The organism is Pseudoalteromonas sp. BZB3 (assembly GCF_040104455.1).
Lineage (GTDB): Bacteria > Pseudomonadota > Gammaproteobacteria > Enterobacterales > Alteromonadaceae > Pseudoalteromonas.
Window position 1 is genome coordinate 51,047 of sequence record NZ_JBECOS010000008.1, and the last position, 14,850, is coordinate 65,896.

15 protein-coding genes are annotated in these 14,850 nt (G+C 41.8%); 10 read left to right on the forward strand and 5 right to left on the reverse strand.

Annotated elements, in window-relative coordinates:
- The first annotated feature begins 248 nt into the window (after positions 1–248).
- The 3 genes from panP (at position 249) to ABMY35_RS05880 (ending at position 2,804) form a co-directional block, all read left to right on the forward strand.
- A complete protein-coding gene (gene panP, locus ABMY35_RS05870) occupies positions 249–1,874 on the forward strand; it encodes a pyridoxal-dependent aspartate 1-decarboxylase PanP (RefSeq protein ID WP_349285417.1) in 1,626 nt (541 codons plus the stop codon).
- 272 nt (positions 1,875–2,146) lie between these two features.
- Complete coding sequence (locus ABMY35_RS05875; RefSeq protein WP_349285418.1) at positions 2,147–2,350, forward strand: hypothetical protein; 204 nt, start codon at positions 2,147–2,149, stop codon at positions 2,348–2,350.
- A 64-nt stretch (positions 2,351–2,414) separates the two neighbouring features.
- Positions 2,415–2,804 carry a VOC family protein gene (locus ABMY35_RS05880; RefSeq protein ID WP_138477985.1) on the forward strand — a complete coding sequence of 130 codons (390 nt, stop codon included), beginning with the start codon at positions 2,415–2,417 and terminating at the stop codon, positions 2,802–2,804.
- Here ABMY35_RS05880 and ABMY35_RS05885 read toward each other — a convergent pair.
- The 4 genes from ABMY35_RS05885 to ABMY35_RS05900 all read right to left on the reverse strand — a co-directional run bounded on the left by ABMY35_RS05885 (position 2,781) and on the right by ABMY35_RS05900 (position 4,729).
- Positions 2,781–3,131, reverse strand: coding sequence for a DUF2750 domain-containing protein (locus ABMY35_RS05885; protein WP_058030992.1), 351 nt, complete (start codon positions 3,129–3,131; stop codon positions 2,781–2,783). The two genes, ABMY35_RS05880 and ABMY35_RS05885, sit on opposite strands and share 24 nt — an antisense overlap.
- Positions 3,132–3,152: 21 nt before the next feature.
- Positions 3,153–3,734: a glutathione S-transferase family protein gene (locus tag ABMY35_RS05890; RefSeq protein WP_349285419.1), complete on the reverse strand. Its 582-nt coding sequence runs from the start codon at positions 3,732–3,734 to the stop codon at positions 3,153–3,155.
- Between the two features lie 92 nt (positions 3,735–3,826).
- On the reverse strand, positions 3,827–4,108 hold the full coding sequence (locus tag ABMY35_RS05895; RefSeq protein ID WP_349285420.1) for a peptidylprolyl isomerase: 282 nt from the start codon (positions 4,106–4,108) through the stop codon (positions 3,827–3,829).
- 81 nt (positions 4,109–4,189) lie between these two features.
- Positions 4,190–4,729: a glutathione peroxidase gene (locus ABMY35_RS05900; RefSeq protein ID WP_349285421.1), complete on the reverse strand. Its 540-nt coding sequence runs from the start codon at positions 4,727–4,729 to the stop codon at positions 4,190–4,192.
- A 76-nt stretch (positions 4,730–4,805) separates the two neighbouring features.
- Here ABMY35_RS05900 and ABMY35_RS05905 point away from each other — a divergent pair, with 76 nt between their 5' ends.
- The 3 genes from ABMY35_RS05905 to ABMY35_RS05915 all read left to right on the forward strand — a co-directional run bounded on the left by ABMY35_RS05905 (position 4,806) and on the right by ABMY35_RS05915 (position 8,526).
- Positions 4,806–5,291, forward strand: a complete 486-nt coding sequence (locus ABMY35_RS05905; RefSeq protein WP_349285422.1) for an N-acetyltransferase family protein — start codon at positions 4,806–4,808, stop codon at positions 5,289–5,291.
- An 87-nt stretch (positions 5,292–5,378) separates the two neighbouring features.
- The gene (locus ABMY35_RS05910) at positions 5,379–7,340 is read left to right on the forward strand and encodes an ATP-binding protein (RefSeq protein ID WP_349285423.1); all 1,962 of its coding nucleotides are present in this window, start codon (positions 5,379–5,381) and stop codon (positions 7,338–7,340) included.
- Positions 7,341–7,398: 58 nt separating this feature from the next.
- Positions 7,399–8,526, forward strand: coding sequence for a response regulator (locus ABMY35_RS05915; protein WP_349285424.1), 1,128 nt, complete (start codon positions 7,399–7,401; stop codon positions 8,524–8,526).
- Between the two features lie 15 nt (positions 8,527–8,541).
- Here ABMY35_RS05915 and queG read toward each other — a convergent pair whose 3' ends face one another.
- On the reverse strand, positions 8,542–9,675 hold the full coding sequence (gene queG / locus ABMY35_RS05920; RefSeq protein WP_349285425.1) for a tRNA epoxyqueuosine(34) reductase QueG: 1,134 nt from the start codon (positions 9,673–9,675) through the stop codon (positions 8,542–8,544).
- Between the two features lie 12 nt (positions 9,676–9,687).
- Here queG and ABMY35_RS05925 point away from each other — a divergent pair, with 12 nt between their 5' ends.
- The 4 genes from ABMY35_RS05925 to mutL are packed head-to-tail and all read left to right on the forward strand — an operon-like array spanning position 9,688 to position 14,844.
- Positions 9,688–11,166, forward strand: coding sequence for an NAD(P)H-hydrate dehydratase (locus ABMY35_RS05925; protein ID WP_349285426.1), 1,479 nt, complete (start codon positions 9,688–9,690; stop codon positions 11,164–11,166).
- 2 nt (positions 11,167–11,168) lie between these two features.
- Positions 11,169–11,654: a tRNA (adenosine(37)-N6)-threonylcarbamoyltransferase complex ATPase subunit type 1 TsaE gene (gene tsaE / locus ABMY35_RS05930; RefSeq protein WP_349285427.1), complete on the forward strand. Its 486-nt coding sequence runs from the start codon at positions 11,169–11,171 to the stop codon at positions 11,652–11,654.
- Positions 11,632–12,972, forward strand: a complete 1,341-nt coding sequence (locus ABMY35_RS05935; protein WP_349285428.1) for an N-acetylmuramoyl-L-alanine amidase — start codon at positions 11,632–11,634, stop codon at positions 12,970–12,972. Before tsaE ends, ABMY35_RS05935 begins: the two co-directional genes overlap by 23 nt.
- A 6-nt stretch (positions 12,973–12,978) precedes the next feature.
- Positions 12,979–14,844 carry a DNA mismatch repair endonuclease MutL gene (gene mutL, locus ABMY35_RS05940; RefSeq protein WP_349285429.1) on the forward strand — a complete coding sequence of 622 codons (1,866 nt, stop codon included), beginning with the start codon at positions 12,979–12,981 and terminating at the stop codon, positions 14,842–14,844.
- Positions 14,845–14,850 lie beyond the last annotated feature (6 nt).

Sequence of the window (14,850 nt, forward strand, 5' to 3'; positions counted from 1 at the left end):
TATTCTAAAAAGCAAAAAAGCTTTTAAGAGTGATCATCATTTTTCACAAATATTAGGCAAATATCTGACTTAAGTCCACTTCAAGATTGCGTCTTTTACACTAGTATAGAAAGCGCGTTTAAGTTTTATGGCGCAAAACGAGACTTTAATGAAAACTTAAAGTACAGTTAGCGGTTTAGTCATATAAGAATTATAAGGCCAGTGAGGATATTTACATCTATCGTTGGCTTGTTTAACTAGGTAGAAACATGGGTCCTAAGCGTTGTGCTGTAGCTTCTGATGAAACTTTAATGCGTATATTTACGGTGCCGGAAGCGCCAGATTCAACTTTAAGCAAGATTGAACTGGAAATCTCCAATAATTTGGTGGGCTTTTTAAACGAGAATATTGCTGCAATTGAAAAACCTTTGCACGAAGTGGAAAAAGATTTTCAGTCGGCTGCTATTCCAGAACAGCCTATGTTTGTATCTGACTATGCTCAAGACATAATGGAGCAGCTCGTTGCGCATTCAGTGCATACGGCTTCCCCGAGTTTTATTGGGCATATGACATCAGCACTTCCTCATTTTGTTTTACCTCTGTCAAAACTGATGGTGGGGTTAAATCAGAACCTAGTAAAAATCGAAACCTCGAAAGCATTTACACCATTAGAACGCCAAGTGTTGGGTATGATGCACCACCTTGCTTACGGTGCCGATGAATCTTTCTATAGCAAATGGATGCACAGTGCAAAAACGTCGTTAGGAGCGTTTTGTTCAGGTGGAACCGTTGCCAATATTACTGCACTTTGGATCGCCCGAAATCGCTTATTAAAACCACAAGGTGATTTTAAAGGCATTAATAGCCAAGGTCTGGTTGCAGCTATGATGCATTATGGCTACAAAGGCTTGGCGGTTTTAGTGTCTGAACGAGGACACTACTCACTCGGTAAAGCCGCTGATGTTCTAGGTATTGGCCGCGACAATTTTATTGCCGTTAAGACCAGTGATAATAACAAGGTTGATGTTCAGGCCATGCGTGAGAAAGCGTTAGAGCTTGAAGCGCAAGGCATTAAGGTGATGGCATTAGTGGGGGTTGCTGGCACAACGGAGACAGGTAACATCGATCCTCTTAGTGATATGGCAGATTTGGCTCAAGAACTAAACTGTCACTTCCATGTTGATGCTGCTTGGGGTGGCGCCACCTTATTGTCGAGCAATGCGCGTCCATTATTAGCTGGCATTGAGCGTGCGGATTCAATTACCATTGACGCACACAAACAAATGTATGTGCCTATGGGCGCAGGTATGGTGCTGTTTAAAGATCCGCATGCCACAGATGCCATCGAACATCACGCTGAATATATTCTTCGTAAGGGCTCTAAAGATTTAGGGAGTCATACGCTAGAGGGAAGCCGTCCAGGCATGGCGATGCTGGTGCATGCGTGTTTGCGTGTGATTGGTCGTAAAGGCTATGAAATGCTGATCGATAAGGGCATTGCGAAAGCAAAGCACTTTGCCGAGCTTATCAAACAAGATGAAGATTTTGAGCTGGTATCAGAGCCTGAGCTATGTTTATTAACTTACCGTTATGTACCTAAGGCAATTAAGCAGGCAATCGCCAATGCGAATGAAGACAAGAAAATCGACATTTATGCTGCATTAAACCGATTCACGGCAAGCATGCAAAAGCGTCAGCGTGAAGCTGGGCGCTCATTCGTCTCACGTACACGCCTTACACCTGTTCAATACGATAAGCAGCCTACAGTTGTTTTCAGAGTGGTCTTAGCCAACCCATTAACCTCGGAAGCTATGCTTAAAGAAATTCTAGACGAGCAAAAGCAATTGGCGAAAACAGACCCTATCTTTAAAAAGTACTTAGCTAAGTATATTTAACTTTATATAACTAAACGCTATTTATAAATTAAAGCCAACTGAATAAGTTGGCTTTTTTATACCAATACTCTTAATTAAGTGAGCTATTTTAAGGCAAGGAAAGCTTGTCGATAAGAAGGCAAAAATCTTGTAATTTAGTTACTCTAAATAAGAGATTTTTAACGCAGTTAGCGACAGCTTTAGTCCCTGAAAATGATTAGGGTCTGTTGATCTTTCAAATTCAATTTTGCAGCAGTTTGATTGGTATTTAAACAAGGCAGAGCCTGTGTAGCATGGTTATTCCATGTGAATCAGGCGATAACGTAGTAGAAATACCAATCAAGCGCTGCCCGAAGGGCTCTTCTGAGCGAACTTTGTTCATTGTTGCTCGAATTGTACTTAGCCCACTAAGCATCAAACCGAGCGCCGTGATCAAAGCCCGCTCAAAAAGAGCAAAACTCGAAGAGCAAAGAACAACAGACCCTATGTACTATTGAGGATTGGTATTTTGCTGTTCAAATAGTATGCTTAGTTTAAGCGATTTTTAATCTACTTCTGAACATGCAGTATTTAAAAACAATCATTTATGTCGACTCAGTTGAAGAGGCGTTAGATTTTTACTATCAAGCTTTTGGTTTTGCGACTACTGCGCTGACTGAAGCGGCTGATTATGGTGAGTTAGATACAGGTATGGTGACACTTGGCTTTGCCTCACACCCTTTGGCGCAAGCGCAGTTTAAGCAAAGTTATATTCGTAGCCACCCAAAGCAGCCCGCACTGGGGTTTGAATTGTGTATTGAGTGTGAAAATGTGATTGAGAGTTATGATAAAGCGGTTGAAGCCGGCGCAGAGCCGCTGATGCCACCAATTCATAGAGGAGAGCACACACAAGCTTATGTGCGTGCTATCGAAGGAACTTTGATTGCGTTAGTCACACAAAGCGCGTGCTAAGCCAGTAGGCTCGATTTCTACACACACGTTCTCATCGTTCCAGTTTAAGCCAAATAGTGCTTGGTCTTCGTTTAAATCTTCAACCCACTCGTCTAGTAACTCGTCTAGGTCGATGGCCATAGGCGAGTATGCTTGCCACTCGTCTTTACATTGTGCTTTTGCTTTTTCTTCACTATCCCATAGCAAAAGGACATCCGCATTTTCAAACTGGTTTGACTCGCAAACAACGACGCCACCATCTTCTGCGCCTAAAGCCCAAACTTGCGCTCCAAGGCGGGCTTGCTCAACAAATGTGACTAATTCTGATTCAATTTCGATTTCGCTCATCATCTTATCCTGTTTAAGCTATCAAGAATGTCTAGGATCAGTTTGTGCTACACCAGGCAAATTACTTTGTACTTGATGGAATGCCACCAAGGCTGCAAAGTCTTGCAAATTATAGAGATCACGAAACAAGATCCAATCTAGCAGGCAGTATAAACTGATCTTGAGATAACTGCTTTCTAAAAACGCTTCTTTCACACATTGTTCATTTAAATAGGCCAAAAGTGCAGCAATGCGTTCATATTGAAGGTTGAAGAATAGTTTGTTTTCAGAGGTATCAAAGCCTGAACGATGGCAAAGTAACAATTCAATTAATGAGTCATTACAAGCATCGACTTGAACTAGTTGGTTAGCTTGCCACCAAGTCATTTCAGGGATCTGATATTGTTCAGTTAAATAACGCATGATGAACCCCGAGTCCGCGATGTTTAACTCACCATCAGTTAGAAATGGGATTTTCCGGGTCGGGTTGTGTTCAATCATGGTTTGTCGATCTGCTTGCGTAAATATATCAAGACAAGTGTAAGGTAAATCAAATTGGTGATACTGGGCAAACATACGAATGCGGCGCGCGTAGGGAGAGGTGTCAGAACCATACAAGTGCATAAATCGGCTCCTATCTTTTATGCTTATTGAAAAAATACCTTTGAAATAGGTATAAAAAAAGCCGCTAAAGCGGCTTTAGAATATACTGATGTTTATTCAGTTCGGCTTGTTACTTCTAGTAAATGGTAACCAAACTGAGTTTGCACTGGTCCTTGTACTTGATTAACCGGTGCAGAAAAAACGACTTTATCGAATTCTGGTACCATCATACCTGGTCCAAATTCGCCTAGCTCACCACCATCTTGGCCTGACGGACAGCTTGAGTGTTTTTTTGCAAGTTCTGCGAAGTCTGCACCTTGCTCTATTTCTGATTTCAATTCTAAGCAAAGCGCTTCGCTTTCAACTAAAATATGTCTTGCACTGGCAACTGTCATACATTCTCCATAATTCTAAGTCTGAGCAATATTTACTCATAGTTTATTCTAGTATAGATAGAATTTTTTCTCGCGCAACGGTTATAGTGAATTTTCAATTGCTTGAGTTAAATTTTCCGAAAGCGGCTTAGTTCGGCTATTAAAGCGTTGCACCGTTTTTCTGTTTGCTGAAACAAGATATTTATAGAAGTTCCACTTTGGTGAACTTGTCTCTGCATTAAGGTGTTTGAAAATAGGGTTTGCATCATCACCGCGAACGGCTGTTGTTGAGAGCATTGTGAATGTTACCCCGTAATTTACGTAACAGACTTCAGCGGTATCTGCTTCATCGTTTTCTTCTTGGAAAAAGTCGTCGCTAGGAAAACCAATTACTACTAGGCCTTTGTCTTTGTATTTTTGGTGCAGGGCTTCAAGTTCTTCAAATTGGCCTGTAAAACCACAATTACTGGCCGTATTCACAATCAGCAGTGGTTTATCTTTAAATTCACAAAAATTTACTGACTCCTCAGAGTGCAGTTTTCGCATTGTGACATTCGTGAAGTCATCGCAGCTATTTGCCTGCACTGGCGTTGTTAGCAGCGCATAGCACAAAATTATTAAACTTAATAAATACTTACACATATGTTTTCCCATTTTTTATTTGATTAGTTTAAGATACGAATTCTTCGTTTACCACGATCATTGTAGAGTAAAAGTAATGAATATTCGCTATGCACAAGCATCCGATTTAGAGGCGATAGTTGCCATTTACAACGAAACCATTGCCGGCCGTATGGTGACAGCTGACACCGAGCCCGTGACTGTTGAGTCTCGAATAGCTTGGTTTGAAAGTCATAATAAGCGCTCGCCTATTTTTGTTTGTTACGATGGTGAAGATGTACTTGGGTGGTTAAGTTATAAAGACTTTTATGGGCGACCGGCATACCAGAATTGCAAAGAAATTAGTATTTATATTACTCACAATGCACGTGGTCAGGGGTTGGGCAAAAAGCTGCTCGAATTTGCGGAAGAACATGGTCGAGAGATAGGCCTAAAAGTATTACTTGGTTTTGTATTTTCGCATAACACCCCAAGTATTAAGCTATTTAAACAGCATAGCTATGCTGTATGGGGCGAGTTTCCTCAAGTGGCAGAAATGGATGATCAGACTTATAGTTTGACTATTCTAGGGAAGCATTTGTGATTGTCATAATTAATCACAGATTTGCTCAAGTGTGAGTTTGCTCAGTCAATATGTGGTTGGCTGAAAAATAGAGTCTAAGAACGAGCTATGTCTAATAAAATACTGATAATTGATAGTAACAGTGTATTGGCCATGCGCCTTAAAGTGCTATTTGAGCTACTAGGTGGTGAAGTAGAACATATTCATTATCGCATGTTAAATGAAGAGTTTGATTTCAACCAATATGATGTTGTTGCCATTGCGCATGGGATCCCCAGTGAATATCTAGATAGCTTGTCTGTTTTACGAGCGCATTCTAAGCTCATCTTACTTGCTCCAAAGCCAGATAATACAGAGCATTTGCAAGTTTTTAGTCAATTTAATCGCGCTTTACCTAATGGTATTGTGATTTATCCCTTCTTTGCTAATAAAGAAATTACCAACCTATTAGAGCGAGTCTTAGAGATTGGCATTGATTCTCGGCTCGTATTACCAAAAGTGTTGTTGGTTGACCATTTTCACGAACGACTTGAATCTTTGGCAACCAGTCTACGCGGCGCTCAACTCCAAGTGTTAACAGCGCATTGCAAAGAAGAAGCCTTAGAGCTTGCCAAAGATAATGATATTGACTTGCTGATCAGTGACTTTAATTTGGAGCAAGGCACAGGGCTTGAAGTATTTAATGCGCTTAAAATGGTATATCCACACTGCCGATGTCTGTTGTTTACCTCTCGAGCAAATCAAGTTGATATGATGGAAGCCATTCGTCAAGGCGTTGAAGATGTACTGATCAAACCTTTTGATGAAAGTGAACTACTGCAATCATTGCATAAATTATGGCAAACCGAACTGCTCAAACGTCATAACCAAGAGCTGGTTGAACGACTGCAAGACACCGTTGATGCCTTAATAGAAAGAGACAGCTTACTTCGAGTTATCTATAAGCATACGCCTGATCCTATTATGCTGTTTTCTCGAAATGGCAAAATCATTGAAGCGAATGATGCCTGTGGTGAACTATTAAAACTGTCTCCTGAAGACTTACCGGAACATTCTATTTTCGAGCTATTTGATAAAGAGACTGCTTCAGGTCTTAAAACGGCGATCCAAGGTGTGGGTGCTCATAGACATTTTGATTTTGAGTTATTGTTACCCAGAGAAAGCGGCGCGGTGCCACTTATGGGCACTTTTACCGAAATTGACCATCATGGTGAAATGGCATTTGCAGTGATATTAAAAAATGTCACGCAACTAAAGAAAAAGCAACAATTATTAGAAGAAGCGAAAGAAGTATTAGAAGTTGAAGTACAAGCGCGTACTGCACAGTTACAAAAAGCAAAAGATGACGCTGAAGCGGCTAACCAAAGTAAATCAGAGTTTTTAGCCAATATGTCACATGAGCTTCGTACTCCTATGCATTCCATTTTAAGTTTTGCACGCTTTGGGCTAGATAAGCTTGGTGCAGGAGAAACCCCTGTCGATAAATTAAAAAAATATTTATCGCGAATAGAAACCAGTGGTGAGCGTTTACTTTTACTACTCAATAATTTGTTAGACCTGTCAAAACTCGATGCGGGCCATTTTCCATTTAACCCAAGTAACAATGATTTAATGGCGATCATTAAAACAGGCATCGAAGATGTCGCAGGCTCTGCAATGGAGAAGAATATTCAAATTCGAGTCAATTCTCCAGTAGATAAATTGCCGCTGTTTTGTGACCAAGAACAACTTAATCAGGTGATGCGAAACCTGCTAGGAAACGCACTTAAATTTAGCACGAAAGACAGTGAGATAGGTGTTGCGATTACCTTAGTTGAAGAAAAGGTCAATATTGCAATCAGTGACAGTGGTGTCGGTATTCCTGAAGACGAGCTAGAGCAGGTCTTTTCTAAGTTTGTGCAAAGTAGTAAAACCAATAGTGGTGCAGGTGGAACTGGGCTCGGTTTAGCGATTTGTAAGGAGTTTATACTACTACATAAGGGTTATATTTGCGCTAAGAACAATAATAATGGCGGTGCAACTGTGATGATTGAGTTACCATTAAAGAAACAAAACGAATTAATGGTTTAGCAAACTTGTTAAACCAAGACTATAACTATTCTATAGGTATCAAGAAAAGGAATAGATCATGGCATTGCAAAGAATTTTAGCTGTTGATGACGAGCCGTTTAATTTAGAGATCATAGAAGAAATCTTAGAAGACTTGGACTTACAATTGGTGACTGCAGAAAGCGGACCTGAATGTTTAGAAGTGCTGGAGTCGTTTTCCCCTCAAGTCGTTTTACTTGATGTAAGTATGCCGGGTATGGATGGCTATGAAGTATGCCGTCAAATAAAAGCAAACCCAGTCACTAAAGATATTGTCGTTATGTTTGTGTCTGCTCGAGGTTCAGTTGAAGAGCGTATGGAAGGTTATTCCGTAGGTGCCGAAGACTATATTGTTAAGCCTTTCGCTCATGGTGAATTAAAAAGCAAACTCAGTAATTTGGGGCAGATTTTACTTGAAAAAGAAAGTCTGGAACAACAAGTTGAAGATGCAACAAGCACTGCATTTAGCGCCATGGCGACCAGTAGTGAAATGGGGCAAATTGTTAATTACATCGAGCAAATCGGTCAAATAGACGATGTCTCTGAATTAGCACAAGCCTTGATCAGTTGTCTTTCAAGTTTTGGTTTGAATTGTAATATGGAGTTAAGAATTGACGACGACAGGCAGCATTTTGCGTCATCAGGTTTATGTTCTCCGATTGTGCTGGAACTTTTTGAGATCCTCAAATCAAAAGGCCGTTTACATGAGTTCCAAAACCGTATTCTGGTAAATTACGAAAATCTCAGCCTATTGATTTTGAATATGCCTGAAGACGATGAAGAAAAGCATGGTCGTATTCGCGATCATATTTGCTTTATCGTGAGTGTGACTGAGCAGCAACTTTTGTCAATTTTGACACGCAGAGAGTTACAAGAACAGCAGCAAAACCTCTCAGAAGTCATTTCTATGGTGCATAGTAAATTTACCGGATTAATGTCGTTACTGGACGATAACCGTAAGCACAACGAAGAGGTATTTCGCTCACTGCAAGAGCAGTTTGAGAACCGGATCCCGACGATGGGCTTAGATGAAGACCAAGAAGTATTTATCTTCACTAATGTTGATGAGGCAATCCAAAACTCTGTTGCGCGTGAAGAGTCTATCACTAGAGTCAGAACGGCTTTTGCTGAAATCGAAGCGGATTTATCACTAATCAATAAAAAGTAGTGGGGCAACCACTACTTAAGCATCGCGCGGTAATCCCTTTTCAATAATGCGGATCAAGCGCGATTGCTTTCTATCTTCATTGCGCTGTTTTTGCCTTTGTTGCTCTAAAGCCCATTCAATGTGCTCTTTAACCAAATCACTACTTTGATAAAGCGCAGCTTCTAATGCGTTTACGATGGTTTGATTAAATGGTGCATTTCCGAGCCCAACAGCTAGGTTTCTCTGCCAGCGTTCGAAACCAATTCGGCGAATTGGACTGCCTTCGGTATTTTTCAAGAATATATCTTCTGTCCAACTAAACAAAACCAGAAGTTCTTGATCTTTTAGGTTCTTACGTGGCGCAAAATCATCTTCTTGAGTAAGTTGCCCGAAGCGATTCCAAGGGCAAACCAGCTGACAGTCATCACACCCATATACGCGATTGCCCAGAAGAGTGCGATACTCTTCAGGAATGGGGCCTTGCAACTCGATGGTTAAATACGAAATGCACTTCCTAGCATCAACAACATAGGGTTCAACAATGGCACCAGTAGGGCACAATGTTAAACAGGCAGTGCATTTTCCACAGCCTTCTTCTTTGTTTGGTTTATCAATAGGAAGGGGTAAGTCAACAAATAACTCTCCTAAAAAAAACCATGAACCAGCTTGTTTATTGATTAACAAGCTGTTTTTACCACGCCACCCAAGCCCCGCTTTTTCGGCGAGTTGGCGTTCTAGTACTGGCGCAGAATCCACAAAAGGGCGAAAGCCAAACTGTCCAACTTCTTGTTCAATTTGTTGTCCAAGCTTCTTCAGTTTATTACGGATCACTTTATGGTAATCACGACCTAACGCATAGCGGCTAATATAGGCGGTTTCTTTATTTCCAAGCGCCTTTGCAAAGCTCGCTTCAGGTGGCAGATAATTCATTTTTACACTGATGATCCGCTGAGTGCCCGGGACAAGTTCAGCGGGTCTTGCCCGTTTCATTCCATGGGCGGCCATGTAACTCATTTCGCCATGATAGCCATTATCTAACCAGCGCTGCAGTTGAGCTTCGTGTTCTCTCAGATCAATGTCAGTGATCCCAACGTCGGCAAAGCCAAATTCTTTACCCCATTGCTTAATTTTTGCAGCAAGTTCAATATAATCAATCTTAGTGGCAGTCACGGAATCATAATCTTGGAAGCTAAATACACCACTAATTTACCACAATACGCATACCTCGCCCAACAGGTACAAGCTTATGAAGCACAAGCTGCGAAAAAAATGGGACTGTCTTTATGGCAATTAATGCAACGAGCTGGTGAGGCATTATTCAGTTTGTTTGACGTCGAGTTTGTTGATGCTGAACGAATCTTGATCTTGGCTGGAAAAGGCAATAATGCGGGAGACGCCTACTTGTTGGCTGCGCATTTACAGCAAACGGGCCGGCAGGTTGTCGTTTACAGTGTGTTTCCTACTAGTTTATTGCAAGGTGATGCGTTAAAAGCCTACCAGCATGCTAAATTATGTGAAGTAGAATTCAGTGCAGGTTGGCCTCAGCAGCAAACGTTTGATGTCATTGTGGATGGCATATTTGGCACAGGGTTTAAAGGTGATCTAAGTGCTCCGCTTATTTCTATTTTTGCTCAATGTGAAAAAAGCACTGCAACTAAGGTGAGTATAGATGTCCCCAGCGGTGTTAATGCCAATTCATCAGAGGTTGCTATTGGCGCCTTTAAAGCAGATGTCACGCTGACCTTTATCGCTTTGAAGCAAGGCTTATTAACGGGTAAAGCGACGGCGCATTGTGGTCGACTCTATTTAGCTGAATTGGGAATTGCAGAAGCGTTTGCAACGCTTATTAAGCCTAGTGCCACTTACCTCAATCAATGTGAGCACCTTTCGAACAGTCCAGCAAGAGCAATAGACACATACAAAAACCAATGTGGTCATGTGTTATTAATTGGTGGTGGGAAGGGGATGGCTGGTGCCATACGGCTCGCGGCAGAGGCCTGTTTACGCGCAGGGGCTGGCCTTGTCAGTGTCGCAACGCATCCAGATAATGTTGCCATGGTATTACAAGGGCGCTATGAGCTTATGGTTCATGGTCTTGAAAATAAAGCTGATTTATTGGCACTTATGGATAAAGCCGATGTCTTAGTGATAGGACCAGGACTTGGACAATCTAGTTGGGCAAAGAAGCTGTTTGATACTGCCATAGAGTTTGATGGTGAAATAGTCTTAGATGCCGATGGCTTAAACTTACTAGCAAAGCGACCAAAAAAATTACCAAGGTGCGTCATTACACCCCATGAAGGAGAGGCTAGGCGGTTATTAGGTGAGCATTACAGTATGTCTGCTCGCTTCGAAGTGGCGAAATTACTCCATGAAGAATATATGGCTTCAGTGGTATTAAAGGGGCCAGGCAGTTTGATATATGATGGCAATTGCACAGCAATTAACCGCTCAGGAACGCCTGCAATGGCCAGTGCTGGGATGGGAGATGTTTTATCTGGTATGATTGCTGCTTTAATTGCACAAGGGTTAGCCCAAAACACCGCTACACAACTCGCGGTGTATATTCACGGATTAGCAGCGCAGATAGCTGCTAAAGATGGTGAAAAGGGGTTACTAGCCAGTGATTTATTCGTTTATATTCGACGTTTATTAGGATAAACATGCGTAATACGTTTACTTTATTGTTAGAGGATCAAACTGCAACCGTGAATATGGGTGGCAGGCTTGCTCAGGTTGTTCAACAAGGCGCGGTGATTTTTTTACATGGTGATCTCGGGGCAGGAAAAACCACTTTAACACGCGGCATTGTGCAGGGCTTAGGTCACACAGGTAAGGTTAAAAGTCCAACCTATACCCTAGTAGAGCCTTATGAATTATCGAATTGCTCTGTTTATCATTTTGATTTATATCGTTTGGGCGATCCTGAAGAGCTAGAGTATATGGGGATCCGAGATTATTTTGCACCGACAGCGATTTGCGTGATTGAATGGCCTGAAAAGGGTCACGGGTTTATCCCGACTCCCGATTTAAACATTACTATGCAGTACCAAGGGGAGCAAAGACAGATCAGTATAGAAGCTGAGTCTGAACGAGGTATTGCAATACTAAACACACTACAAAACGATGAACAGTCTAAGAATAATTAAAATAATACAGTTAAGTCTCATCTTTTGCCTGTTACTGAGTGTATCGGCATGGGCAAAAAATAGCATCGAAGGGGTTCGGGTGTGGCCTTCACCTGAGAGTACCCGCGTCGTGCTTGATATGTCAGCCAAACCCGAGTTTAGCTACTTTATGCTAAAGAACCCGCTTCGTTTAGTGGTTGATTTAGAAAACACAAAAAAGCATAACAAGCTGCCGGCAATTCCTAAAGAGCATCGGGTATTGTCTAAGCTGCGTTATAGCAAACCCAAAAGTGCGAAAAGTACCCGCTTGGTGTTCGATTTAACGCGTACTGCTCGACCTGTTATTTTTGCTTTGGCACCCACAGGGCCTTATAAAAACCGTTTGGTGATAGATTTATATGGTAAGCAAAAAAGCTTAGAGGCGAACGATACTAAGAAAAAGCGGGAACGCGTGACTGATAGGGATATTATTGTTGCAATAGATGCCGGTCACGGTGGCGAAGACCCAGGTTCAATTGGCCCTTCAGGGACCTATGAAAAAAATATAACGCTCCCGATTGCGAAACGGCTGGCGAGGATGATTGATGCAGAACCGGGTATGCAAGCAAGGCTCACTCGCACTGGAGACTACTTTCTAAAGCTCAATACACGTACTTCAAAAGCAAGACAAAAACGTGCTGACTTTTTTGTGTCTATTCATGCCGACGCATTTACTCGACCAGAACCTAACGGCACCTCAGTATGGGTATTATCTTTACGACGCGCGCAGTCAGAAACTGGTAAATGGCTAGAAGACCGAGAAAAGCACTCTCAATTACTAGGTGGTGCTGCTGATTTGATTAAAGACACGGCAAATGAGCGCTATCTAGCAAAAGCCTTATTAGATATGTCGATGGACCACTCCATGAAGACGGGTTTTACCGTTGCCGAAGAAGTCGTAAGAGAGCTGAAGAAAGTCTCTAAATTGCATAAAAAAACGCCTCAGTCTGCTAATTTTGGAGTTCTAAAGTCACCTGATATACCGTCTATTTTGGTTGAAACAGGATTTATCTCAAATCCAAAAGAAGAAAAAATGCTTAAAACGGCACGTCACCAAGAACGACTTGCTCGTGCAGTTTTTAAAGCTATTCGTGCTCACTACCAAAAGAACCCACCTGTTGATTCATTATTTGCTCGCTTGAAAGAAAATAAGCCTATGCAGCATAAGGTGAAGCGTGGCGAGTCATTGAGTTTATTAGCACAGCGTTACGGCACCACGGTATCGGCGCTGAAAAAAGCCAATAAACTGAGTAAAAATACCTTGTATATAGGCCAGGTATTAAAAATCCCTAAAGTGTAGATGAGCATGAGCATTGAAATTTTACCAGCCCGTTTAGCAAACCAAATTGCAGCGGGTGAAGTGGTTGAAAGGCCTGCTTCTGTTGTTAAAGAGTTAGTCGAAAATAGTATTGATGCAGGAGCAAATCGCATCACTATCGATATTGAACGCGGCGGTCATAAGCTGATCCGCATTCGTGATAATGGTCGCGGTATTGTCAAAGATGAACTTACTTTGGCACTCTCTCGTCATGCGACCAGCAAATTGAAAAGTTTAGATGATCTCGAATGCATCTCATCTTTGGGGTTTCGTGGTGAAGCTTTGGCATCAATCAGCTCGGTATCGCGTCTTACTTTAAGTTCAAAGCCCGCAGAGCAAGAAACTGCTTGGCAAGCATTCGCAGAGGGAAGAGACATGGCCGTGCAAGTACAGCCGACTGCTCACCCCAATGGCACTACGATTGAAGTTAAAGATTTATTTTTTAACACCCCAGCTCGACGTAAGTTTTTACGTACCGAAAAAACCGAATTTAGCCATATTGATGAGCTGGTGAAACGCATTGCGTTAAGCCGCTTTGATGTGGCAATTACCCTGACTCACAATAAAAAAGTGGTTCGTCAATATCGTGCTCGAACGCCAGAGCAGGGTACCGACAGAGTAGCACAAGTGGCGGGTAAAGCGTTTGCAACCGACGCAGCATATATCGAATCCGGTGCTGAAGGCCTAAAACTATACGGTTGGGTATTACCGTGTGGAGATAATGGCAACTCACAATATACCTATGTAAATGGTCGTATGATGCGAGATAAACTTATTTTGCATGCAATACGCCAAGCATTTGAAGAGCAGATGGGGCAAATAGAATTGCCCGGCTTTGTGATTTATCTCGAATTGGACCCAAGACAAGTTGATGTTAATGTGCATCCGGCCAAGCATGAAGTGCGCTTTCATCAAGCGCGTTTAGTTCATGATTTTATTGTGCAAGCAGTGAAACAAGCGGTATTTATGCCAGAGCAAAGTAGTTTGAGTGCAGAGACACAACCAGATTATGTCGAAGATGCTCAGCAGCAGAACTATCGCTCAGAGCTGGCCTCCGCATCTGAGCCTCTTGTATCAGTCCCTTCAGGGTTTGATTTTACGCCCAAACCTAGCCAATTTTCATCAAGTGCCGGGCAAAGTAGTAGGGCGAACTCAACTTCATACTCAGGGGGGCGTGCAACTGTAAACCAGAATACGACTGAGCAAACTCAGCATCAATATAATGCCAATGAGTTTTACCAAGCACTGACACCGCAAGCTCAAACACCAGCATCTTCAGAGGCTTCGTCACTCGAAGACAATGTAGCAAATACAGTTGGTACAGAAGTCGACATGATGCCTTTGGCTGAGGGGATGCTGTTTGTTAAAAAGCAAAATCATATTCTGTTAAGTCATTATAAGTATGCTTTGTTACCTTTATGGCTAGCTGATATTGAGCAAGATGCGGCATTGACTGGTAAAGCTTTATTGTTACCAGTTCGCGTAAATTTAGACTCTGTAAATAAGCAAGCGCTCGAGAAAAACCAATCTTGGCTTACTTTGCTTGGATTTGATATTCAGTTTTTTGAAAAATACATTATGGTTAAAAAACTGCCAATCAATGTGTATAGCATAGATGTGGCTGAGCTAATCAATCGCACGTTAGAGTGTTGTAATAAAGAATTTAGTGATATTCATCATTGGCTTGAGTGGTTGTATGAGCAAACACCGAGTAGCTATTATGTCAGTGATAGCTTTGCAAATTTACAAATAAAAATACAAAACAACACACAATGTCTTTCAGCAATACAGGCAAAAGCAGTTAAACTAGACAGTAATATGTTTAAAATTATTTTAGAACAAGGCGCACAGTGAGTAAGT

Bases quoted from the DNA above. Each gene is read 5' to 3' on its own strand.
- ABMY35_RS05895 (WP_349285420.1), bottom strand. From the start codon at position 4,108: ATGACAGTTGCCAGTGCAAGACATATTTTAGTTGAAAGCGAAGCGCTT.
- ABMY35_RS05910 (WP_349285423.1), top strand. From the start codon at position 5,379: ATGTCTAATAAAATACTGATAATTGATAGTAACAGTGTATTGGCCATG.
- ABMY35_RS05885 (WP_058030992.1), bottom strand. From the start codon at position 3,131: ATGAGCGAAATCGAAATTGAATCAGAATTAGTCACATTTGTTGAGCAA.
- ABMY35_RS05915 (WP_349285424.1), top strand. From the start codon at position 7,399: ATGGCATTGCAAAGAATTTTAGCTGTTGATGACGAGCCGTTTAATTTA.
- ABMY35_RS05880 (WP_138477985.1), top strand. From the start codon at position 2,415: ATGCAGTATTTAAAAACAATCATTTATGTCGACTCAGTTGAAGAGGCG.
- panP (WP_349285417.1), top strand. From the start codon at position 249: ATGGGTCCTAAGCGTTGTGCTGTAGCTTCTGATGAAACTTTAATGCGT.
- ABMY35_RS05935 (WP_349285428.1), top strand. From the start codon at position 11,632: ATGAACAGTCTAAGAATAATTAAAATAATACAGTTAAGTCTCATCTTT.
- ABMY35_RS05875 (WP_349285418.1), top strand. From the start codon at position 2,147: ATGGTTATTCCATGTGAATCAGGCGATAACGTAGTAGAAATACCAATC.
- ABMY35_RS05905 (WP_349285422.1), top strand. From the start codon at position 4,806: ATGAATATTCGCTATGCACAAGCATCCGATTTAGAGGCGATAGTTGCC.
- ABMY35_RS05890 (WP_349285419.1), bottom strand. From the start codon at position 3,734: ATGCACTTGTATGGTTCTGACACCTCTCCCTACGCGCGCCGCATTCGT.
- tsaE (WP_349285427.1), top strand. From the start codon at position 11,169: ATGCGTAATACGTTTACTTTATTGTTAGAGGATCAAACTGCAACCGTG.
- ABMY35_RS05900 (WP_349285421.1), bottom strand. From the start codon at position 4,729: ATGTGTAAGTATTTATTAAGTTTAATAATTTTGTGCTATGCGCTGCTA.
- mutL (WP_349285429.1), top strand. From the start codon at position 12,979: ATGAGCATTGAAATTTTACCAGCCCGTTTAGCAAACCAAATTGCAGCG.